This window comes from Coleofasciculus sp. F4-SAH-05, from assembly GCF_040222985.1.
Taxonomy (GTDB): Bacteria; Cyanobacteriota; Cyanobacteriia; order Cyanobacteriales; family Coleofasciculaceae; genus Coleofasciculus; species Coleofasciculus chthonoplastes.
Genome location: NZ_JAVKBY010000076.1, coordinates 42,581 through 63,625 on the forward strand (window position 1 = coordinate 42,581; position 21,045 = coordinate 63,625).

Annotated in this window: 21 protein-coding genes and 1 pseudogene; 15 read left to right on the forward strand and 7 right to left on the reverse strand. The window is 44.9% G+C overall.

Going from position 1 to position 21,045, the window contains the following annotated elements:
* Nucleotides 1-145 precede the first annotated feature (145 nt).
* The 3 genes from RIG27_RS09340 to RIG27_RS09350 all read left to right on the forward strand — a co-directional run bounded on the left by RIG27_RS09340 (nucleotide 146) and on the right by RIG27_RS09350 (nucleotide 3,248).
* Nucleotides 146-679, forward strand: a complete 534-nt coding sequence (locus tag RIG27_RS09340) for a hypothetical protein (RefSeq protein WP_446344507.1) — start codon at nucleotides 146-148, stop codon at nucleotides 677-679.
* Nucleotides 680-748: 69 nt separating this feature from the next.
* Nucleotides 749-1,852: a DUF2235 domain-containing protein gene (locus RIG27_RS09345; protein ID WP_446344509.1), complete on the forward strand. Its 1,104-nt coding sequence runs from the start codon at nucleotides 749-751 to the stop codon at nucleotides 1,850-1,852.
* A 232-nt stretch (nucleotides 1,853-2,084) separates the two neighbouring features.
* Entirely contained in the window at nucleotides 2,085-3,248 is a 1,164-nt protein-coding gene (locus RIG27_RS09350; protein ID WP_446344511.1) for an alpha/beta hydrolase, read from the forward strand.
* A gap of 124 nt (nucleotides 3,249-3,372) precedes the next feature.
* Here the strand turns inward: RIG27_RS09350 and RIG27_RS09355 are convergent, their stop codons facing one another.
* Nucleotides 3,373-3,573 carry a hypothetical protein gene (locus RIG27_RS09355; protein WP_446344513.1) on the reverse strand — a complete coding sequence of 67 codons (201 nt, stop codon included), beginning with the start codon at nucleotides 3,571-3,573 and terminating at the stop codon, nucleotides 3,373-3,375.
* Between RIG27_RS09355 and RIG27_RS09360 the strand changes: the two genes are divergently transcribed.
* Together RIG27_RS09360 and RIG27_RS09365 are read left to right on the forward strand one after the other, a co-directional pair.
* Entirely contained in the window at nucleotides 3,549-4,073 is a 525-nt protein-coding gene (locus RIG27_RS09360) for an SCP2 sterol-binding domain-containing protein (protein ID WP_446344515.1), read from the forward strand. The genes RIG27_RS09355 and RIG27_RS09360 overlap by 25 nt on opposite strands.
* A 207-nt stretch (nucleotides 4,074-4,280) precedes the next feature.
* Nucleotides 4,281-4,574: a hypothetical protein gene (locus RIG27_RS09365; protein ID WP_446344517.1), complete on the forward strand. Its 294-nt coding sequence runs from the start codon at nucleotides 4,281-4,283 to the stop codon at nucleotides 4,572-4,574.
* A gap of 140 nt (nucleotides 4,575-4,714) precedes the next feature.
* On the opposite strand, the gene glgB is transcribed toward RIG27_RS09365, so the two are convergent.
* Complete coding sequence (gene glgB / locus RIG27_RS09370) at nucleotides 4,715-7,006, reverse strand: 1,4-alpha-glucan branching enzyme (protein WP_446344547.1); 2,292 nt, start codon at nucleotides 7,004-7,006, stop codon at nucleotides 4,715-4,717.
* A 383-nt stretch (nucleotides 7,007-7,389) separates the two neighbouring features.
* Nucleotides 7,390-7,680, reverse strand: coding sequence for a hypothetical protein (locus RIG27_RS09375; RefSeq protein WP_446344519.1), 291 nt, complete (start codon nucleotides 7,678-7,680; stop codon nucleotides 7,390-7,392).
* Nucleotides 7,681-8,188: 508 nt separating this feature from the next.
* Here RIG27_RS09375 and RIG27_RS09380 point away from each other — a divergent pair.
* On the forward strand, nucleotides 8,189-9,043 hold the full coding sequence (locus tag RIG27_RS09380; RefSeq protein WP_446344521.1) for a hypothetical protein: 855 nt from the start codon (nucleotides 8,189-8,191) through the stop codon (nucleotides 9,041-9,043).
* Nucleotides 9,044-9,101: 58 nt separating this feature from the next.
* On the opposite strand, the gene RIG27_RS09385 is transcribed toward RIG27_RS09380, so the two are convergent.
* Both RIG27_RS09385 and RIG27_RS09390 read right to left on the reverse strand, forming a co-directional pair.
* Complete coding sequence (locus RIG27_RS09385; RefSeq protein ID WP_446344523.1) at nucleotides 9,102-9,296, reverse strand: PAS domain-containing protein; 195 nt, start codon at nucleotides 9,294-9,296, stop codon at nucleotides 9,102-9,104.
* Nucleotides 9,297-9,396: 100 nt separating this feature from the next.
* A complete protein-coding gene (locus tag RIG27_RS09390) occupies nucleotides 9,397-9,675 on the reverse strand; it encodes a cupin domain-containing protein (RefSeq protein ID WP_446344549.1) in 279 nt (92 codons plus the stop codon).
* A gap of 210 nt (nucleotides 9,676-9,885) precedes the next feature.
* Between RIG27_RS09390 and RIG27_RS09395 the strand changes: the two genes are divergently transcribed.
* The 3 genes from RIG27_RS09395 to RIG27_RS09405 all read left to right on the forward strand — a co-directional run bounded on the left by RIG27_RS09395 (nucleotide 9,886) and on the right by RIG27_RS09405 (nucleotide 13,863).
* The gene (locus tag RIG27_RS09395) at nucleotides 9,886-12,522 is read left to right on the forward strand and encodes a hypothetical protein (RefSeq protein WP_446344525.1); all 2,637 of its coding nucleotides are present in this window, start codon (nucleotides 9,886-9,888) and stop codon (nucleotides 12,520-12,522) included.
* A gap of 199 nt (nucleotides 12,523-12,721) precedes the next feature.
* Complete coding sequence (locus RIG27_RS09400; protein WP_446344527.1) at nucleotides 12,722-13,159, forward strand: SRPBCC family protein; 438 nt, start codon at nucleotides 12,722-12,724, stop codon at nucleotides 13,157-13,159.
* A 194-nt stretch (nucleotides 13,160-13,353) separates the two neighbouring features.
* Complete coding sequence (locus RIG27_RS09405) at nucleotides 13,354-13,863, forward strand: cupin domain-containing protein (RefSeq protein WP_446344529.1); 510 nt, start codon at nucleotides 13,354-13,356, stop codon at nucleotides 13,861-13,863.
* Nucleotides 13,864-14,657: 794 nt separating this feature from the next.
* On the opposite strand, the gene RIG27_RS09410 is transcribed toward RIG27_RS09405, so the two are convergent.
* Complete coding sequence (locus RIG27_RS09410) at nucleotides 14,658-16,238, reverse strand: mechanosensitive ion channel family protein (protein WP_446344531.1); 1,581 nt, start codon at nucleotides 16,236-16,238, stop codon at nucleotides 14,658-14,660.
* Nucleotides 16,239-16,441: 203 nt separating this feature from the next.
* Here RIG27_RS09410 and RIG27_RS09415 point away from each other — a divergent pair.
* Together RIG27_RS09415 and RIG27_RS09420 are read left to right on the forward strand one after the other, a co-directional pair.
* Nucleotides 16,442-16,630, forward strand: a pseudogene (locus RIG27_RS09415) (WD40 repeat domain-containing protein); the annotation flags it as partial.
* Nucleotides 16,631-16,762, forward strand: a complete 132-nt coding sequence (locus RIG27_RS09420) for a hypothetical protein (protein ID WP_446344533.1) — start codon at nucleotides 16,631-16,633, stop codon at nucleotides 16,760-16,762.
* 109 nt (nucleotides 16,763-16,871) lie between these two features.
* Here the strand turns inward: RIG27_RS09420 and RIG27_RS09425 are convergent, their stop codons facing one another.
* Nucleotides 16,872-17,240 carry a hypothetical protein gene (locus tag RIG27_RS09425; protein WP_446344535.1) on the reverse strand — a complete coding sequence of 123 codons (369 nt, stop codon included), beginning with the start codon at nucleotides 17,238-17,240 and terminating at the stop codon, nucleotides 16,872-16,874.
* 127 nt (nucleotides 17,241-17,367) lie between these two features.
* Here RIG27_RS09425 and ffh point away from each other — a divergent pair, with 127 nt between their 5' ends.
* The 4 genes from ffh (at nucleotide 17,368) to RIG27_RS09445 (ending at nucleotide 20,863) form a co-directional block, all read left to right on the forward strand.
* Nucleotides 17,368-18,819 (forward strand): signal recognition particle protein, encoded by a 1,452-nt coding sequence (gene ffh / locus RIG27_RS09430; RefSeq protein WP_446344537.1) that lies wholly within the window; start codon nucleotides 17,368-17,370, stop codon nucleotides 18,817-18,819.
* A gap of 158 nt (nucleotides 18,820-18,977) precedes the next feature.
* On the forward strand, nucleotides 18,978-19,226 hold the full coding sequence (gene rpsP, locus RIG27_RS09435; protein WP_446344539.1) for a 30S ribosomal protein S16: 249 nt from the start codon (nucleotides 18,978-18,980) through the stop codon (nucleotides 19,224-19,226).
* The gene (locus RIG27_RS09440; RefSeq protein WP_446344541.1) at nucleotides 19,219-19,599 is read left to right on the forward strand and encodes a KH domain-containing protein; all 381 of its coding nucleotides are present in this window, start codon (nucleotides 19,219-19,221) and stop codon (nucleotides 19,597-19,599) included. The genes rpsP and RIG27_RS09440 overlap by 8 nt, the downstream gene beginning before the upstream one ends.
* Before the next feature lie 307 nt (nucleotides 19,600-19,906).
* Nucleotides 19,907-20,863: a PhoH family protein gene (locus tag RIG27_RS09445; protein WP_446344543.1), complete on the forward strand. Its 957-nt coding sequence runs from the start codon at nucleotides 19,907-19,909 to the stop codon at nucleotides 20,861-20,863.
* Nucleotides 20,864-21,045 lie beyond the last annotated feature (182 nt).

Genomic DNA, 21,045 nt, shown 5'->3' on the forward strand with positions numbered 1-21,045 from the left:
CCTGAACAGGTTTCATTAAGAAACACAAACGAATGTTGGCTTAGGGGGAACTCATCAGACATTATAGAAACTTGAGTGTTAGTGATTCATTAAGCTGAACTGTCTTTTTGAGCAAGTAGCCAGCAGAATTTATAGAGGGTGAACTATGACCAGCCAATCTCAATCCGGGCAATCAGTTTTGACTCGTTCTCGTGATGTCACGATTATTAATATTGATGCACGAATTAACGATAATGACAACCCCGTCATTAAATATTTAAAACCGGGTACCTATGAGATTCAGTTTATTGGTCAATCTCAAGGCGGGATGTATGAAGCCTGGAGTCGCTGGGGGTTCGTCTATGAATGTGATGAAAATGGCGAAAATTGTACAACTGGATGGATAAATGACTATAACATCACCTCCAGTGAATTTATCGTGAGCGTACCGACAACAGGTGTATATGCAACACCAGAAATTGCCCGCTCTAAAGCCCAAAGCACTTCCTTTACACTAAAGTTTGGCAGCGAAGTCAGCTTTTTTATTAATGATGATCTCCTCGCGGATAATCAAGGAGGCGTGTCTTTGCTGGTTAAACGACAACAATTTCGTCAACCCCCATCATTTTGGGGAAATATAGTGTTATGGGCATTACTGATTGATTCAATCCTACTAACATGGTTCATCCTAGATCCTTAAATCAGTCATTATAGCCAAGGGAAAATCTACCGTTTATACCCATTCATTTTTTTTGAGGATAAATAATCAATGAAGCGTTTAGTTGTTTGTTGTGACGGCACCTGGCAGAAGCTAACAAGTCCTTATCCAACTAATGTGGTTAAAATTGCCCAAGCGATTAAAGTAAGGTGTAGTCAAGATATTCCCCAGCTTATTTTTTATGATGAGGGAATTGGGACAGAAAACCCATTTGCCAAGATTTTGGGTGGCGCTTTTGGCAAAGGAATTGATCGCAATATACAAGATGGCTATCGTTTTCTGTGCTTAAACTATGAACCCGGTGATGAAATTTATTTGTTTGGGTTCAGTCGCGGTGCTTATACCGTTCGCAGTTTAGCCGGAATGATCTTTAATTCAGGACTATTACCGCGAGAAAAGATTCGCAAAGCTCCTGAAGCTTACGAGAACTATCGCTCCCGTAAGGGTGAGGATAAACCCGATGCCTACAAGATGGAAAAGTTTCGCCAAGAAAATAAGGCTGAGCAAGTTCCGATTACGCTTCTTGCCTGCTGGGACACCGTCGGTGCCCTGGGAATCCCAGATTTATCGGCTTCTCTCTCCTTAGACCGAAAGATTAACCAACAATACGCCTTCCACGATACCTCATTAAGTCCGATTATTAAGAATGCGCTACACGCTGTTGCTATTGATGAGCAGCGTCAGGTTTTCTATGTCACACCCATGCAGAAAAGCCGCAGGAGCGAATATAAGGGTCAGCCCGTGGATCAATTCCTGCGTCAAGTCTGGTTTCCCGGTGTTCATGGATCAGTGGGCGGTGGATCTCAAGAACAAGTTGGTTTCTCCGATGGAGCGTTGCAGTGGATGATTGACTCCATTGAACAACTGCGTCAGCAACAACGTCTGGGATTGGAACTTGATCCAAGCGTCATCGAATATGATGCTGATGCCAACAAATATGGCGTTTACCCTGACTCAACTATCATGTTTAGCAATGAGCCGCAGAGTTTTATCGGTCGATTAACATTAAAAACTGGACGCAAGATTCGCCAAGTTAGTGATGACTTTGATGATCTGCATGAGAGTGTTAAACAACGTTGGCAAAAAGTTTTCGATTACCGACCTGCAAATCTGGAAAAATTTAAATCCCTGTTAGATAAATACGGAGAGATGTAGACGCTTTCCTAACTTGCCTCTGGGTGACATTAATTCATGTAGTCCCTAAAAATTGAGAACGGCAATACGCGCTCAAAGAATTATCGAGTTCATTCAAAACCATGTCCTTGAGCGCAGCGCAGCAACAGTCGGGGCGGGTTTTGTTACATTTGGGTGAGTCCAGAATCGGTAATCGTCAAACCCACCCCGACACCATCAACACTCAACAATCAACACTCAACACGCAAACACCATGATTACTCCAACGGCTGATCAAATTGCTAAAACCAAAAAATCGATTGAAAACTACTACATTTCTTGGATATCTCATCCATACAAACGCGAAGGAGTTGCTCCCTTTTATCAGATGCATGAACCGGGAGAATCAATTCGTGGAACAGTGATGATCTTTCACGGCTTTTCAGCTAAACCGATGCAAATGTTTCTGGTGGGTGACTACCTCTTCCGCAACGGGTTCAATATTTATCAAATTCCTTTGGCGGGTCATGGGTTTATTCCACCCGATAGTTATTGGCCCCAAGTTGACCTCAAGCCAGAATTTCGTGATCCCCTCCGTGATGAAGTCCGAAAAGATGCCGTTTTAGACCTTTTCTTGTCCAATCGTGATAATAAATCGCAAGGGCAATTTCAACGATTGACCACGTTTCAGAAGATGGCGCTGATTGGTCGGATTATCAAAATGGCACCCCAGCTATTAGATATGGCATTGGCAATTGAGCGACCCAATGACCCAGATTTTGATCGCTATTTCACGTCGTCTCATATGAAGTATTTGACAGATGCACAGGAACGTCTGGCAGAATTAGAGGCAATGCCAGGACCGGTTTATACGGTAGGACTCTCTGTCGGTGGTGCCGTTGCCCTCGGACTAGCGGCGTCTCGACCAGACCGAATTAAAAAGGTGGTAGCGTATGCTCCACTTTTGGAAGTGTCTAATGAAATTAATGAGCGTTACATTAACCTCACGGGTCCCTTAGACTTGAGAGAATTTTCTTGGGAACAAAATGTTAGTTTTCCGGTAGGCTGTTTGACCGCTGCTAACCGTTTTGGTGCTTTTGTTCGGAGTGATAAAAACAGAGAAGCGTTAAAGAATATTCCCACATTTTTGGTATTAACCGAGAACGAAGACGCGGCTGATCTGAAAACCAACCAGAGATTCTTTAATCAATTAGGTGGTAAAGACAAAGGACACCACTACTATCTCTATCCAGCGAGTGACCTTGTGCCTCATCCTATGGTAGACCCGACAGAAGTGAGTCAGGGAATGACGAATCGTTTCTGGAAGAGTTTGTATCAGGAAACCTTCCGCTTCCTAACGACAGGTGAGATTGATGAGGATAACATGAGCAACCTTGAGGAAGCACCGGATTTACCGCCGATTCCGACTTATTCGTAACCGATAGTGGGGGAGATGGGGGAGCTGGGGGAGATGGGGGAGCAGGGGGAGATGGGGAAGCAGGGGGAGCAGGGGAAGCCATGTTCCAAGACGAGCCATGGAGCGTCTGTGTGTAGGGGCGGGTTTAGGGACTAATATTGATTGTTATCCCTAGCTTGGCTGCAAAACCCGCCCCAACCAAATGACAAATGACAAATGACAAATGACGAATGACAAATGACAAATGACAAATGACAAATGACGAATGACGAATGACAAATGACGAATGACGAATGACGAATGACAAATGACGAATGACAAATGACAAATAATGAACAGTTAGCACAATGGTTATATCGCCTTGTAGAAATCCTGCGTAGCCAAGGAAATTCGACATGGCGCAGGTTGGTTCAGACTGTTTCTGGCAAAACGGCTGTCATTGAACTAGATGGAACTCAGTTGCAACTGTGGGCGCAGGGAGATGAGCCGTTGCAGGTTAGCATCGAATCCTTGACAGAACCCCAACCCGTTCACTTTTGCAGCGATGCTGAAACCCTGAGAGATATCATTACGGGTTCTGTAACATTGGATGCGGCGGTAATTAGTGGCAAAATTTATGTTAAGGGTGATTTACCCGACTTACTGGGTATCAATCAGGTCGTCATGGGCATTTTAGCCGACAGTGCGATTAATTTACAGTTACAACGCCTCTGGAACGACTTTGATCACCTCTGGTTCCATCCCCCCTCTCCTCCCCCTTGTCAATCCCTTGACCAACAAAAACCATCCTGTGGTTATCTGATCAACCAAATACCCGCCGATGTACTCAACATTGAAGTGGATTGACATCACCCGAAAGGGCGATATACTCTAATCTATCCTTGTCTGCTTGGTAAAATTTACGGAGTTTTACCAAGATTCTTAATGAAGATTTAAGATTTTTGACAATTTCGGTTATTGGCGGCGATCGCGCCTATTCTGATATACAGAGCGCCGATTAACGGCGACGCTAACGTTCTGTTCACTCACTTGCCATACCGAGCTAATTATTTTATGACTACTCTACCTACATTGATTCGTTCCCTCGCTTTAACCGCCCTACTCAGCTTTATTGCTCCCGTTGTCCTCTTCTTGGGATTTTTCGCCTTTCTATGCACTATGAGCTGGGTTCCTGGCTTGGAAACCCTTGGTCAAACAGGCGCAAACGATTTGTTACAGTTTCTGGCGATTTTTGGGAACGGCTGTTCCGTGGAAGGGTTGTTCGTGATTAGCTTAACCTGTAGCTTTGTGGCAGCCTTATTTGATACCTACGCTTTCTATAACTATCAGCATCTCAACAACCACTAACATCGACCATTGTAACCAATGATTTCCTATATTCGGTTAGATCAACTTTTAGATCACCTTGGGCAACCTGGTTATGGAGCAATCAGTCTCCCGTCTTTTTTAACCTGACGGGAGACTTCTAGCTAACCTAGCATAGTCAATCAAGACTGATCCGATTTTAGAGCATCGGCTGTCTTCTCGCGGTTGAGCTTGAGAATTAACACACCCAGGGGAGGCAAACACAAGTCCAGAGAATAGGGTTGATTGTGGAACCACCATTCATCCGTCCACTTACCGCCTAAATTCCCCATATTACTCCCACCATACTCGCGAGCATCACTGTTAAACAGTTCCGTGTAGAAGCCCACTTCTGGAACCCCGACTCGATAGTGGCTGTGGGGCTGAGGTGTGAAATTGCAAACCGCGACAACAAACTCTTCAGAATCCTTAGCACGGCGGATAAATGCCACCACGCTATGGCGATTGTCACTACAATCAATCCATTCAAACCCGGCTTCAGCATAATCTTGAGTATAGAGAGCAGATTCTCGTCGATAGACCTGATTCAAGTCACTCAGAAACAGCTTCAACTGCTGATGGGGTTCGTATTGCAGTAAATGCCATTCTAAATCGCCCCAGACATTCCACTCACTCCACTGACCGAACTCCATGCTCATAAACAGGGTGTTCTTGCCGGGATGAGTGAACATATAGGTAAACAAGCAACGGATATTGGCAAACTTTTGCCACTCATCCCCAGGCATTTTGCCCAGCATATTACTCTTACCATGCACAATCTCATCGTGAGACAACGCCAGCATATAGTTTTCAGCATGGTGATACCACATACTGAAAGTGATATTATTCTGGTGGAACTGGCGGAACCAAGGGTCCATGTGGAAATAATCCAGCATGTCGTGCATCCAACCCATGTTCCACTTCAAATTAAAGCCTAATCCGCCAACGTAGGTGGGCCAAGACACCATGGGCCAATCCGTTGACTCTTCGGCAATGGAGAGGATACCAGGAAAATAGCTAAAGATTACATGATTCGCCTGTCGCAGGAAATCGGCGGCTTCAATGTTCTCCCTCCCCCCATACTGGTTCGTCACCCATTCTCCCGGTTTACGACAATAGTCCAGGTACAGCATCGAGGCGACAGCATCCACACGAATTCCATCGATGTGGTATTTGTCAAACCAGAACAAGGCGTTGGACACCAGGAAGTTACGGACTTCGTTGCGGTTATAGTTGAAAACTAAGGTTCCCCACTCTTTATGTTCACCCTTACGCGGGTCAGCATGTTCATACAAGTGAGTCCCATCAAAGAATGCTAAACCATGACCATCTTTGGGGAAATGACCCGGTACCCAGTCCACAATCACGCCAATCCCATTCTGGTGACACTGATCCACGAAATACATAAAATCGTCAGGTGTCCCATAACGAGAGGTGCAGGCAAAGTATCCGGTTACCTGATAGCCCCAAGAGCCGTCAAAGGGATGTTCGGCGACGGGGAGTAACTCAATATGGGTAAAACCCAAATCTTTAACATAAGGAATTAAGCGATCCGCCAATTCCCGATAGGTGAGAAATCGCGCTCCCGGTTTGAGATCAGACACCAGAACTACGGGTTCAGGCTTGCCATCCGCGCCAATGGCGGGTTCGGCTGAAGAACCATGCAGCCACGAGCCTAAATGCATTTCATAGATAGAAATTGGCTGAGTCAGCGTATCGGTATGGCGGCGCTGCTCCATCCAGTCTTGATCATTCCAGGTATAGGTATCAAGATCGGCAATAATCGAGGCGGTTTTGGGGCGGATTTCTTGGCGGAAACCATAGGGGTCAGATTTTTCGTAAATATGCCCGTCATAGTTTTTGATTTCATACTTGTAATGGTCGCCAACTGCCACTTCTGGGATAAACAGTTCCCAAATACCAGTGTCACCCTTCCGCATTTGGTGTTTGCGCCCATCCCAGTGGTTGAAATCGCCTAAAACCGAAGCGTTGCGAGCATTCGGAGCCCAAACGGCAAAGTAGACACCCTGAACTCCATCTATTTCCGTGGGATGGGCTCCTAGTTTCTCGTAGATGCGATGATGATTCCCTTCGGCAAATAAATGCCGATCAAAGTCGGTTAAGCGTGGCGAACGGAAGGCATACGGATCGTAGATAACCCGCTCATGTTCGCCTTCTTTGAGGCGTAACTGGTAGTTTGCCAGTTCCTCTATATCGATCTGACATTCAAAAAAGTGGGGATGATGCACTGATTGCATCGGATAGTCTTGGCGTTGTTCTGGCAGCACAACCCACACGGCGTCAGCATTCGGGAAATACACCCGCACTGCCCAGGTGGTCTTTCCATCCTGTTCTAATCGGTGTGGACCCAGTATCTCAAAGGGGTCATGATGTTGATTCCAGACAATTCGGTCAATCTGTTCAGGGGCAATCATGGGAAACATCGAGGTATCTACTTCAGTGATTGGAAAATGGGTGTTAAATAATTTTAATATTTATATACTTTTTTTGTTTTTTCTACACATTCGGGGGAAATTGGGGTATAAGCAAGAGTTATAACCTGTCGGTTTGCCACAATCGTGATCCAAATAGACGTTGAGAGAATACTCTTCATCATCCTATTCTCGGTATCCTATCTGTGGCAAGCATAAACGGAATTTGACCCCGGTGTCTTGAATGACCCACCTGTAAAAAATTTTCCCGGGTTTCTCCTAGAAGGGCGGATGTGAGTCAAGTTATCGGACATCTACATTAGTGAAACCCGCCCCGGTAAAAATGGTTGACAAGTTTGGCATTATTGTGCTAATGAACTTTAACTTTAAAACGGGGTGACTGTCCGCAGCAGATCAAGCAGTTGTAGCTGAAAAACACTTTGCCGGATCTCAGGATCGAGTTCCGGGGGGGTTGACCGCTGGGCTAATTCAGCTTTAAGTTGGGCGTATTCTGCGGCTGTAAGCAGTTCCCCATCGATAGGCGATCGCGCTTCGGTGATTATCTCGGTTCTCCACACCTCTTCGGGTACGTCATCTGGGGGAGGTAACGCCAAAGTCGGTTGAGCCACCCAACCCATTAATCCCAAACAGATACTAAAAAATATACCCTTTTCCACGCTTTTAAGCTCAAAATCGTTTCGAGTGTACACAAAGAGGTAGCATCCTACATCTGTTCTGAGTGTAAGCCATAGCTGATCATGTATCCGACATCGTAACACTATGGCGCCGAGTCAGAGTATCATATCGGGTGCGAACCTGCCCTAATTCGCGCGATCGCTTCGGAATCCCAAAACCCTGATATTCCGACACAGATACCTGCTTGCATCAAAATGGGGTGTGTGTGTAGGGGCGAGCCGCTTGCACTAATGAACAACTCTATTCCATTCAATTTGTTCGGCTCGCCCTATATTGAACCGTTTTAGTCAACCCCCAAAAACATTGTAGAGACGTTGCATGCAACGTCTCTACAATCTGAAAGGACAAGGAATTTAGACATAATTAGGGTTAAATTTGGCTCCATCGTTGTATGCTATAGAAGTTATGAATAGTTCTATCTTAATTGATGGGTGAGTGTGATCGGCGCTCAAGCGCAACTACGACCATTTTCGCATAAGACAGGGAATTATGAAGGTTAGTTTTGGATTTGGGTGCATCGCCAGCCTGATTCTATTGGCTAGTTATCCAGTGCTGACAATATTGACAGAAGCGACTCCTGCTGTAGCGGATGATACGGGAGTGATTCGGAAAGTTGTACTCCTGGATTTATGGGAAAGGGGTAATGGGTTTCGGTTGTCTCCAGAAGTTACTCAAATTACAGTTGTTGATAATTACGCGATCGCGCAATGGTTTTGGGACAATAGTACTGGAGAGACGGTTGTGATCAATCAGAATAATCAATGGCACGCGATCGCGTCAACCCAAACTCCATTTACTCCTAGCACCCTGGCTAGTTATGGAATTCCTCATCAGATGGCGCGACAGTTAATTAATCGCGATCGCGCTAATCCTAGCACACCATCAGAACAACCTCCCGTAGCGAATATATTCACCCCTGTCTTACCGCAACTCCAGCAACAAACCGATACATTGATTTTATTACCCAGCCAAATGCCGAAGTTTAAACAGCGGATTTATGTAAATAGTTTTAGGTCACCCCATACCTATAGTATTGCCTTAAGATTAAAGCAAAACTGCAATGGAATCCCGGATTGTACTGTAGGTGCATTTAGCGCTACGCCAGTGAATCCCAACTATTCTCCCAGCGATGGATTTATCAAAAAAATCCCTCTCACCAATAATATATGGGGATACTTTACACCAAGTCGATGTCAGGGTTTTTGTACACCATCGGTGATTGAATGGGTGTGGCGAGATACCCATTACCGAATTGCCTTAAAAGGGATGGGGACAGATGTCAATCAAGCCGAAGCGATGATGGTCAACATCGCTAATTCTGCGATTGAAGCTGGACCGCGTTAACATGGAACTTTTAAATCAACCTTTTCCAATAATACAACGTTGGTAAGACTGACTAAAATTAAACCTTTACAAGAATCCGCTCAAAACTTGGGTTGACATAGACAATGGGATGATCAGGGGCTTGAGCATCGGTAATTACGATACCATTACTCGCCGCCGCGATCGCACGTTCGAGCAGGTGTAATTTTTCTTCAGTCTGTTTGCGGGCTGTGATATCGTGGGCAACGGTATAAATTAACCCTTCGAGTCTCACACCTTGCTATATTTATCCACTTGGGCGGCTAGAACCCCAACGATGGTACGGTGGTTATAGCGCTTCGCGCTGGTATAGTGACAAGTTAGGATAGAGTAAACTAAGATAAAAGTTGTCTTCCATTTGGAGGTATGAGCAAATAAGTCACTGGGGAACCCCCATGGAAGTAATGCATAATGTCGGACTTATTGATATGAAAGTAATCGATTGGGCTGTCATCTGTGAGCAGATAATACATCGAAGTCATGGCTGAACGTTTTTGCCCCACTCGATCGGTTTCAATCATCATGCTAGAACGATATGCCTCAGAGTAGTAACCTCCCTCCGGGTGCATTTGCAAGGAGAGCTGTTGGATTAGATCATGATTGTTAATCGTAATTTAATTGTGTTAATAAAACAATCAAGTTAATCAGGGCAATTATAATCTTACACTTAAGTTTTTTTTGGTGCAATATCATGGAAAATTTGTCTGAGTTATAGCTAATTTGGTTTGTTTGTAAAAAAAATATTAATTAAACCGTTATGGGATATAGATAGGATGTAATATGTTCGATACATCAATAAAAACCTGAGACCCAGAAGTATTTGTATGACGCTTGATCGAGAACTCGCCAATGACTACCTTTATTTTTTAGCCGAAGAACTGGCGGCTGAGGCTTATAAGTCGGACAGCATTATTCCCTTAGAGAAAAAACTGATTATCAGGGAGCAACATAACTTCATCTTATCGGGGTCTGACCGAATTTTAGATGCTGTCCCCGAAAAAGAAGACCTTGATCTCGCCTTCTTTGCCACTCCTGACATCCTGGAAACGGTTCTCAAACCCGGAACGCCGTCTGGGGCGATAATTTTGCATACTCTCTTCTCCCAAATTGGGAATAGCCGTCTACTCGAAGAGGTTTCTTCTGATCAATTTGAAATTATCGGCACTCCTGAATCATTAGGGCGAGGGGGTAGCTTAGTTGTGCATAAGCAGTACGACTCACAACAGCAAACCTTTTTTATTCAGTGGCAGGTAAAGGGCATACATTATGATCAAGCCGCTTCAACCACAACCGCTGATATTTTTATCGATATCGCAGAGGATCAACAGTCGGTTCACAAACAGGTTAAATACTTGATATCAAGCATAAATATGCCGATTCAGCAGCATATTTATACTAATTTGCCGGAAAAATCCAGCCTGCACCAGCAGAATCCCTATCATCTGTTGGTACTTCATCATCGCACCCATGAAGTGGTGATGACGTTACAAACCCTAGAGGCATTAGGATTTACCATTGATGCCTTTATTGGCATTCCCTATGGTGAAAGCAATTGGCCCACCATGAGAATGTTAGATTATGTGTCGAGTCAAAGCTATCGATGTTTACGCATGATTCAACATCCGATTGAACCGACGCAATACCGATTTGACTTTAAGCAATCCTCTTTTCTTTTGAGTGCTGATGAAGCGTTGTTTACCGACTTATATAACGACTCGAACGTGAATCGGGACTATATGAGTGCAATGACAACCTTAGTGGAAACCGAACTGGTTCGCAGTGTTCAACGATGTCTCCAAGAAAAGACCAAATTTTTGATTTATGAAGATGGCGGATATGCCATCCCTCTGATTTATCAAATTTATAACGATTCCAGCCATCCTTGGCATTCCCTGTTCAAACAAGCTGTGGATGAAAGGATAATAGTTGGTGCCGTTGAAGTGACAGGGGCTGGAGAACGCAGAGACTTGGCAGCAATTGAATCGAATCAAGGAAAAGCCTTGCTGCCGGTACTCTCAACCGCACGGGATGACATCAAAACTATTTTTGAGGCAAAAGGAGTTTCACAAGCAATTATTGACTCCACGTCAACGGCATTAGGTCGATTAGGATTGCCCACATTTGAAACCCGTAAAGTGGCAGTTATTGGTGGCAATGGGGCAATCGGTACTCGACTGGTTGAAGAACTTACCGAAATGCAGAATAGCACCAGTAATGTGTTTGCCATAGATATTGTCGATCACGCCTTTTATCGAGAAATTGACAGCGAAAGGTTTCCCTATGCAGCCATAAAAGTTGATTACTTAAACTTGGGTCGATATGTTGTCGAAGACAACTGTTTACCGGTGATTATCGATTTGTCGTTTGGCAATCGTAGTCTGCACCTATACAACCAGACGCTGGAGAAATCCGTGCGCGAGTTCTTTTCGCCCTCTTCCCCCTACGCCTCCTTTACGGAATTAGTCTTTACCAATTCTTTCCCACATCCAGACATTTCCTTGGAGATGCTATGGCAAGAACTGGACAGATTGAATCAGTTATGGGATTCTATCAGACAGGAGTCTGGGTATGTGGCAGAGAAAATGGAATTCTTGCCCAATGGACAAGGGATGATTCAATTCTTTAGTAACGGCAATTTATCCAAAAAAGTCACGTTATTAGTCTCAGAACAGGTACTCTCGTTCAAAAAAGTGACGCGCCTGATTCAGAACCATGTTGATACCATAATTGGCATGACGGGGCTACCTGTATTCGATGAGTATGACATCAATGCCTTTTTAACCCGAAATAACAATGAAAATCCGGTTGATGAACTTGTCCTGGTTAGTGGTTCATCCAAGGATTATGAATTTAAAAAAGCCATTGCTTTTCTGGATGAATTGTTAGCGGTTCTTTCCGAAAAGACGATAGATATTCAGCAACAGTTGACCGGGTATACGAGGTGTTATGAACAACAGATGTGCTTTATCGCCGACGATGACATGGATATGATCCGTCAAGTTTTGGCTTCTGGGAAAACACCTGATGCCCTCGTTGCCCAACTTAAACAATATCCTGAATTGCTCAAGATTAGTGGATTGAAAGATGCCCAGCCTGATACCTGGGCGTCTGGTTTCGCGGCATGGATTCGGGGTAAGATTAAAAGCAGTCTTTCAATTCGTAAATCGATTCACCAGGATATTGGTACAATCTATCATATTCAGTTTAACGGGCAGTCGAAACGATTAGTCCTGTTAGCCGATGGCTTTGTGATCAACTTTTTTGCCAAGCATGAGAAAGGAGTAAAAACAGAATATATTGATCCCATTGTCACGATGCAACTGCTAGGATTAGTGAAACTGGCGACAACGGAAACAGCAATAGAACCTGGGGTTTATCGCATGGCGCAACAGATCAAAACTGAGGATATCAATCTGTTTTGGCAGGCACTTGATGATAAGAGTCGCCCGATACAATTTTAGCCTCGTAGGTTGGGTTGAGGAACGAAACCCAATAGGCTAACAATGGTGTTGGGTTTCGCTTTCGCTCTACCCAACCTACTTACTACTTGCTACATTTTGAAGTTCGGAGTCTGGGATGTATAATAGGGCAACGAGTAGCTGAAACATAGATTCTGTCTAATCAGCTCTTGGATAATAGAGTAGAGGGAAAATTGACATAATGGTTAGAGTGTTTACAAGTTCTGTTATCAATGCTCCTATTGATAACGTATGGATGAAGATCAGAGATTTTAATGCTCTGCCTAACTGGCATCCAGCTATTGCTAACAGTTTCATAGAAGATGGTGAGCCCAGCGATAAAGTTAACTGTATTCGTCATTTCAATCTCAAAGAAGGGGGTACTATTCGCGAAAAGCTATTGGCTCTCAGCGACTTAGATTATTTATTCTCCTACTCAATTCTAGAATCACCCATGCCCTTAAAGAACTATGTGGCAACATTGACGCTTAAACCAATCACAGATGGAGATTTAACTTATGCTGAATGGACAGCCCTATTTGACTGTGATATCCAAGCCGAAAAGAATCTGGTTAAATTAATAGGTGATGGTGTTTTTTCGACAGGTTTCAACTCATTGAACCAGATATTTAGGGAATAGGGAGAATTGCTAACATAAGAGATGCACGGGATGGGAGCGAGAGGCTAAAACTCGATAAACTAGAAGAAGTGTAAAGTGACGCAAGGCGGTTACAAGGCGGATTTTGGATCAAGGGTTTTGATGATGCCAAAATGCTCAGGCATTGCATTGCCGTGCCCCTACAGATAAAATTATGATTTCTAAGGAGAAACTCTATGTCAACTAAAAACGCTAACTATTGGATTGAAAAGCTTGGACTTGAAAAACATCCAGAAGGAGGGTACTACAAGGAGACTTATCGTTGTGAGCAAGAAATACCTCACGAAAATCTACCCAAACGATTTGAAGACTCTCGGAATTCTGCAACCGCCATCTATTTTTTATTAGAGGGAACTGATTTTTCGGCGCTGCATCGCCTCGATTCCGATGAGTTATGGCATTTTTATGCCGGGAGTTCACTAACGGTTCATGTTATTGAGGAATCGGGAAACTATTGTCCGATCAAGTTAGGTGATAATTTTGACGAGGGTGAGGTGTTTCAAGCCTTAGTCAAAGCGGGATGTTGGTTTGGCTCGACGGTGAATGATCCGCAATCTTATGCACTGGTGGGCTGTACCGTACATCCCGGTTTTGATTTTAATGATTTTGAGTTGGCTAAACGAGAGGAGTTAACTAAGCTTTATCCTCAACATCAGTCTTTGATTGAGAAAATGACACGAATTTGATAATTTTAGAGGCTACAAATTATCTAGATTCTCAGACTCTTCCGAAATAGGGAGTTGTTTTGATTCAGCTACATCGGGTAAGGGCACGGCATTGCCCATTGGTGTCAACTTAAGGTAAAAAGCTCTTAGAGCGGGGGGTGTAGGGCTTACAGGTGTAGGTTTTTTATTTTATGGTTGGGACTAGACTTGGAGGACAAGGATGGAAAGAAGACAAGGGGGAAAAACCGTACAAAATTAGGTTCGGTCAAACTCACTTCTAAAAGCCGAAACGCCCGATTTTTCGTTCTCACTCTTCCTTGTCTACGGTCGCTGAGCGAAGTCGAAGTGATGGTCTACCTGTCTCCCTTGTCTTACCTCAACCCCAATCTTAAAAAACCTACCCTTATGAGGGGGTGTAGGGGCGGGTTTTACAGATAACTTATGGCACCCAACTGATAACTTGAATAAACCCGCCCTTTACAAGAACCAAGGGAGCAGAAACCCCGTAGCTGAAAATTAGAATGGGTAAGGGTTATGGCTTAAGTTGACACGGGTGGGCGTTGCCGTTTCCATCAGCGTCATAGACTTGGAATAATCTTGTCATTTTTTTTGTTTGCCGTTCAGTTAACATAGTCTCCTATTGTCTGTTGGTTTTGTTTTTATATTACCAGAAAATATTCTAACATTACCTGAATTAATTGTCTATCAAATTATGCCATTTTTTTTGTAAATTTTGTCGGTTCGTTTCAGGGACAAAACCTAACTAAAATATCGGGTAAGGGCACGGCAATGCCTTGCCCCTACGTTGCTATAAATTATTCTTCATTTTTAATCGGAGCCGGTAATAGAATATTTTCAGATCGCAAGGTATCCATAAACATCTGCCGCAGAATGCGCTGGATTTGAAGATGCTTTCCCGGGTTTACCTTTGTTAATGTCTTTAGCAACAAATTAGACTCCCCTAGACTTTCCACACCCTCGACTTGTGTGGGTTCGAGGACATCAGGATAATTGGCGTTTAACTCCTTTCCAAGCTCCTCAACAACTTGATAGACATGGGCTAAATTGGCATTATAGGGTACGCAAACTTCTACGACGGCAAAAGTGTATTCTTTGGAGTAGTTCGTTACCGAGCCAATCGCGCCATTGCGAATAATCTGTAATTGACCATTGGGATGTCTGAGGCGGGTGGTTCTCAGTTCAATTGCTTCTACAGTACCTTCCACGATTTTCTCTTCTGCTTTCCCCGCTTCAATATAATCGCCGACTAAATAGTAGTTTTCAAACAGAATAAAGAAGCCACAAACGATATCGTTAATCAGTTCTTGAGCGCCAAACCCTACCGCTAAACCAACAATACCCGCACCCGCTAGGATAGGAGTTGGATTAATATCGAGAGTATAGAGAATAGAAACCCCAACAGTGAAATAAATTGAGTATCGCAATAAACTCCGAAACAGTGGAATCATGGTTAAGCGTCTGGCTGTTTGCCTCTCGGTCAAATTTTTCTCTTTAAAGACTAATTCTTCAGCCAGTAAATAAACCACGTCATAAAATACCCGGCTCAAGAATACCATAGTAATGATTTTGATAATTCGCAGCCACAAATCGGACAGATTGGCGATGACTTCAATCTGCTGCGTTACCAGTGTAGCGATGCAGGCGTAGAGAACCAATTCCAAACACCGCTTCAAAAAGGGGAGCAGGTGGCGTAGGCGATCGTAAAATCTTAATAGGTTATCAGGGCTGGAGTATCTGATACTGAGCGCATCTAGGATATCCACGATCGCGGCTGCTGCTTTAATGATCAGTAATCCAACCGCGATGATTAAATAGATGCGTAAGGCGACAAAAAGATAGTCAGAAATTACGGCGGGTAACTTGAGAAACAGACTACAGCAACCGATTATCCACAGCCAACTCCCCCATTTGATTCTTTTATAAAGTTCGGCAAAAAAAGCATCAATACTTTCATCATCGGCGGTGCTGCTGTCTATATTTTTGGCGCGAGTGCTAGCTAGTTTGAGGCAGTATTTGATCAAGGCTAGAGCGATCGCCGCTAAAATGACCGCACCAAGACTTTGAGCCATACCAACTGCCAAGGTTAGCCAAAATTTGGGTGGGATCAGCCTAATCAGGTCGAGTGTATATTTTTGTAGGTCTTTTCCTTGATAGATCAGGAAACCATTAACACCGACAATCACCAGGCACAGCACCAAGGCAGTCAGAAGCAACAATCCGGTGATGTTCCGACGCATCATTTTGACTTGTTGCGCCTCGATCTTAAATAGTCGGTATTGAATCAAGAGTTTTGACGACTTACTCACAAGCCAAATCAAACCCAAGAAAATAATTATGACAATACTGACTTCAGCTAAAATAATTAATGTATTCATAATTACTTTAAACCAACCTAAATTAAATATTTTTTATCTTTCTTCTCTATATTTTACGGCATTTTTGTCAAAAAAAATAATTCATGTCAATTTTTATTTATACAAATAAAAATTGACAAAATGCCCAAAACCTACAGGACTTACGCAGCATCACCACTTAGGGTGGTCAAGGTGCGTTACGCTGCGCTCTCCCCACCCTACAAATAGAGGAAAGTGTTGCCTATAGCCCCGATGGTCAATTTCTCGCTTCAGCCAGTTGGGATCACACGGTTAAACTGTGGCGCAGTGATGGCACATTCATCACCACATTACCCGGTCATCCGGATCGTGTCTTTGATGTTGCTTTTAGTCCCGATGGTCAGATTCTCGCCTCTGCCAGTTTAGATCATACGGTGATTCTCTGGAAGTTGGATCAGGTGGTGGATGTCAATCCTGTTCTCCAACAGGGGTGTGACTGGATACGGGATTATATTCAGACTAGCCCGGAAGTTGAAGAACGCGATCGCTACTTGTGCGATAATTGATTGTTGACCAATGGTTGTAGGGGCGACCCGCTGGTATTAATGAATAACTCTCTTCCACTCAATTGAATCGGGTCGCCCTGTTTTAGCGTGAAAATTAGATGGAATCCGTTTATTTTACGAATGGTTGTAGGGGCGACCTTTGATTGGCTTCCAACAACTTACCCTCAGGAGTGAGAAGCCCCATAAACTGGAAGGTTTGGTTAAAAATCGCCCGAAACCGCTGTTCGCGATCGCGTAATATTGCTTCAGTCTGTTGGCGTTGCTGAATTTCTTGGGTTAATTGCTGGTTGATCTGGGCTAACTGTGCTGGAGAGGGAAGGGGAATATCTTGTCTCTGGCGCAGGAAAATAATCAACAGCAGGGGAATTGAGTAATAGGCTACTGTGATCAATCCATCGGAAACCAAATGAAGTCCGACGAGTTCGGGCTTCCAGAGGTAGCAATGTCCGTGAGGAATGAAAAATTCAGCCAGTATCATTGAGACTCAAGTCGCCCAGTCGATCAAAAGAACTGGTAGACAAATCCCCTAAAGCGTTATTGTGTAAGAAGTCACGGCAAGCCGACCCTATCTCTGGTAACACTAAACTTTAAGATTAACGTTAACTATGTTTGATGCTCTCGCCGAACGCTTAGAAGACGCCTGGAAGAAACTACGCGGTCAAGACAAGATATCTCAAACCAATATTCAAGACGCCCTGAAAGAGGTGCGTCGGGCTTTGCTGTCGGCAGATGTGAACCTGCAAGTTGTCAAAAAATTTGTTGCTGATGTGGAAAGCAATGCCATGGGCGCTGATGTTATCGCTGGCGTCCGCCCTGACCAACAGTTTATTAAGATTGTCTACGATGAACTGGTGCAGGTGATGGGGGAAAGTAATGTTCCCTTGGCTAAGGCAGAGACATCACCAACTATTGTGCTGATGGCAGGGTTGCAGGGAACCGGTAAAACCACGGCAACGGCTAAGTTAGCTTTACACTTGGGCAAGGAAAACCGCAGTTGTCTGATGGTGGCGACAGACGTTTATCGCCCTGCAGCAATTGACCAGTTGGTGACATTGGGTGAACAGATTAATATCCCTGTCTTTGAAATGGGGACAGATACTAACCCCGTAGAAATTGCCCGTCAGGGGGTTGCCCGTGCCCAGGAAACGGGTGTCGATACCGTGATTATCGATACGGCGGGACGATTGCAAATCGACGCCGAGATGATGGCGGAACTTGCCCAGATTAAGGACAATGTTAAACCCGACGAGGTGCTGCTGGTTGTTGACGCAATGACGGGTCAAGAGGCGGCAACCCTAACCCATACGTTTAATCAACAAATTGGGATTACAGGGGCAATTCTGACCAAGCTGGATGGCGATACGAGAGGGGGTGCAGCCTTGTCTGTGCGCCAGGTATCGGGTCAGCCGATTAAATTTGTCGGTGTGGGTGAAAAGGTAGAAGCACTACAGCCATTTTACCCCGATCGCATGGCATCGCGAATTCTGGGCATGGGTGATGTGCTGACGCTGGTGGAAAAAGCCCAAGAAGAAATTGACATGGCTGACGCCGCCCAGATGCAGGAGAAAATGCTCAATGCTCAGTTTGACTTCAGCGATTTCTTGAAGCAAATGCGGCTGTTGAAAAACATGGGTTCCCTGGGTGGGTTGATGAAGCTGATGCCGGGAATGGGTAAGCTGAGTTCGGATCAACTGGAAAAAGGGGAAGGCAAGCTCAAGCAAACGGAAGCGATGATTAATTCGATGACGGCTGAGGAACGCCGTAATCCGGATTTGCTGGCTGGTTCTCCCAGTCGCCGCCGCCGCATTGCCCGAGGTTCAGGACATAGTGAGCGTGAGGTGAGCAGTCTAATTAGTGAGTTTACCAAGATGCGATCGCTGATGAAGCAGATGGGTCAAGGTCAAATGGGCGGACTTCCCGGAATGGGCGGAATGGGCGGAATGGGTGATATGTTTGGTGGCGGGATGGGCAATCGTGCCTCACAAGGTTGGCGGGGTAGCGGTCCAACGAAGAAGAAGAAAAAGGCGAAGAAGAAGAAAGGGTTTGGTCAGCTTTGACGAAGATAAGGGTGTAGGGGAAGCAGGGGGAGCAGGGGGAGCAGGGGGAGCAGGGGAAGATGGGGAACTCAACAAAGGACGAATGACGAATAACGAATGACGAATCCCCTAAATCTATAATTATCGCGTAAAATCAAACAGGTGAGTTATTGGAAACTATGGTCAAAATTCGATTAAAACGATTCGGCAAAAAGCGTGAAGTGAGTTATCGCATTGTGGCGATTGAGAGTAGTGTCCGTCGGGATGGGCGTCCTTTAGAGGAGTTGGGTTTCTACAATCCCAGAACCGATCAAACGACTCTGAATGCCCCCGCTATTGCCAAGTGGCTGAAAAACGGAGCGCAGCCCACAGATACCGTTCGCAGCATTCTCAAGAAAGCCAATGTCCTTGAACAAGCCAGTGTCTGAACCTGGGCGGAAAACCAGCCCGGATTATGGGAGTCTGGTGCGATTTTTAGTTGAGCCGTTTTTAGAGTCTTCCACGTCGCTGAGTTTAGACTGTGAACGCGCCCATGCTAATAATCGGGTCTGGATTCGGCTGGCGTTTGACGGAGAGGACAAGGGGCGAGTGTTTGGTCGAGGCGGTCGTAATATTCAGGCAATTCGCACCGTTATCCAAGGGGTGGCTAAGATTGCCGGTGAATCGGTCTATTTGGATATCTATGATGAGTCGGGTGGCACATCCCGCCGTGAGACCCCTTCCGGGAGTAGATCCCAGGGGAGGAAAGGTTCGCCTCGACGCTTACCCTTGCCTAAACCTAACTCTAAGCCTCGTTTTTGATTTGTCATTGGTAATTTGTCATTTGTCCTTTGTTTTCTCTGCCTGCTAATAGTTGCAAGACTTACGCAGCCACACCCGATATACTGGTTAAGGTGCGTTACGCAAGCGCTTTCACACCCTACTGGTGTGACCCACCTAAAATGGTGAGATAGATTGGGTTCGTAGTGAGGGCTTTAGCCCTCTCCAGCTAGGCGGAGAGAGAACTAAAGTTCTCACTACAAACAAAGTCCTATTTTAGTTGGGTCACGCCACTACCACCCTACTCGCTGATAACTGCTCACTGATAACTGATAACTGATGATCAACCTTGAGTGAAGTATCGACAACGATTGAATTACCGAGTGTCCAGAGTGCTATGGTACTGGCGGGCGATCGCGAGAGTAATCTGAAGTTGCTCTCTCAACGCACTGGCGCGAGTCTGGTATTAAGGGGACAGGAGTTGCTCATTTCGGGGACTCAAAAACAAGTTGAGCGCGTCTCGTCTGTGGTGCGATCGCTTAAACCATTTTGGCTGGAGGGTAAACGGATTGAAGAGGCGGACATTCGCACCGCGTTTCATGCTTTGGATACTCACCGTCAGGATGAACTCCAGGATTTACATCAAGATGTACTGGCGCGTACCCGTCGCGGTGATGTGATTCGCGCCAAGACGTTTCGCCAGCGCCAATACGTTAAAGCGGTTCTTACTCATGATTTGACGTTTTGTATTGGACCTGCGGGAACTGGGAAAACCTTTTTGGCGGTGGTATTGGCAACCCGCGCATTACTGGCAAATGAGTATGAACGCCTTATTTTAACCCGACCGGCTGTAGAAGCGGGGGAAAAGTTAGGATTTTTGCCGGGAGATTTACAACAGAAAGTCAATCCGTTTTTACGTCCGCTTTATGATGCTTTATATGAACTAATTGATGGGGAGAAAATTCCCAATTTAATGGAACGGGGAATTATTGAAGTAGCACCGTTAGCTTATATGCGCGGACGAACACTGAATAATGCGTTTGTGATTGTGGATGAAGCCCAAAATACCACCCCAGCCCAGATGAAAATGGTCTTAACTCGCTTGGGGTTTGGTTCTCGGATGGTGGTGACTGGAGATGTTACCCAAACCGATTTACCACCGAATCAAGATTCAGGATTAGGGGTGGCACAAAAAATTCTCCGCCCCGTTGATGGGATTGCGTTTTGCGAACTTTCCACTCAAGATGTGGTTCGTAATCCTCTGGTTCAGCGCATTGTTGAGGCTTACGAGAACCATCAGAAATAAGGCAGGAGTATGAGAATTAATATGATATGAGGGTACGGCAGTGCCCATTGGTGTCAACTTAAGGGGAAATTTCCCCTTGAAATTACTCTCGGATTATCTCACCGCAAGACTTTCGCAGATTTTAAGCTAGTCTACCTACTGGAGTTAAGAGTAACAGCACTACTCATATAGAGGTTTGAGGT

Excerpts from the sequence above, each read along its gene's own strand:
- RIG27_RS09360 (WP_446344515.1), top strand. The coding sequence starts at position 3,549 with ATGACAAATAATGAACAGTTAGCACAATGGTTATATCGCCTTGTAGAA.
- RIG27_RS09395 (WP_446344525.1), top strand. The coding sequence starts at position 9,886 with ATGACGCTTGATCGAGAACTCGCCAATGACTACCTTTATTTTTTAGCC.
- RIG27_RS09365 (WP_446344517.1), top strand. The coding sequence starts at position 4,281 with ATGACTACTCTACCTACATTGATTCGTTCCCTCGCTTTAACCGCCCTA.
- rpsP (WP_446344539.1), top strand. The coding sequence starts at position 18,978 with ATGGTCAAAATTCGATTAAAACGATTCGGCAAAAAGCGTGAAGTGAGT.
- RIG27_RS09425 (WP_446344535.1), bottom strand. The coding sequence starts at position 17,240 with ATGATACTGGCTGAATTTTTCATTCCTCACGGACATTGCTACCTCTGG.
- RIG27_RS09405 (WP_446344529.1), top strand. The coding sequence starts at position 13,354 with ATGTCAACTAAAAACGCTAACTATTGGATTGAAAAGCTTGGACTTGAA.
- RIG27_RS09345 (WP_446344509.1), top strand. The coding sequence starts at position 749 with ATGAAGCGTTTAGTTGTTTGTTGTGACGGCACCTGGCAGAAGCTAACA.
- RIG27_RS09340 (WP_446344507.1), top strand. The coding sequence starts at position 146 with ATGACCAGCCAATCTCAATCCGGGCAATCAGTTTTGACTCGTTCTCGT.
- glgB (WP_446344547.1), bottom strand. The coding sequence starts at position 7,006 with ATGATTGCCCCTGAACAGATTGACCGAATTGTCTGGAATCAACATCAT.
- RIG27_RS09350 (WP_446344511.1), top strand. The coding sequence starts at position 2,085 with ATGATTACTCCAACGGCTGATCAAATTGCTAAAACCAAAAAATCGATT.
- RIG27_RS09410 (WP_446344531.1), bottom strand. The coding sequence starts at position 16,238 with ATGAATACATTAATTATTTTAGCTGAAGTCAGTATTGTCATAATTATT.
- RIG27_RS09400 (WP_446344527.1), top strand. The coding sequence starts at position 12,722 with ATGGTTAGAGTGTTTACAAGTTCTGTTATCAATGCTCCTATTGATAAC.
- ffh (WP_446344537.1), top strand. The coding sequence starts at position 17,368 with ATGTTTGATGCTCTCGCCGAACGCTTAGAAGACGCCTGGAAGAAACTA.
- RIG27_RS09380 (WP_446344521.1), top strand. The coding sequence starts at position 8,189 with ATGAAGGTTAGTTTTGGATTTGGGTGCATCGCCAGCCTGATTCTATTG.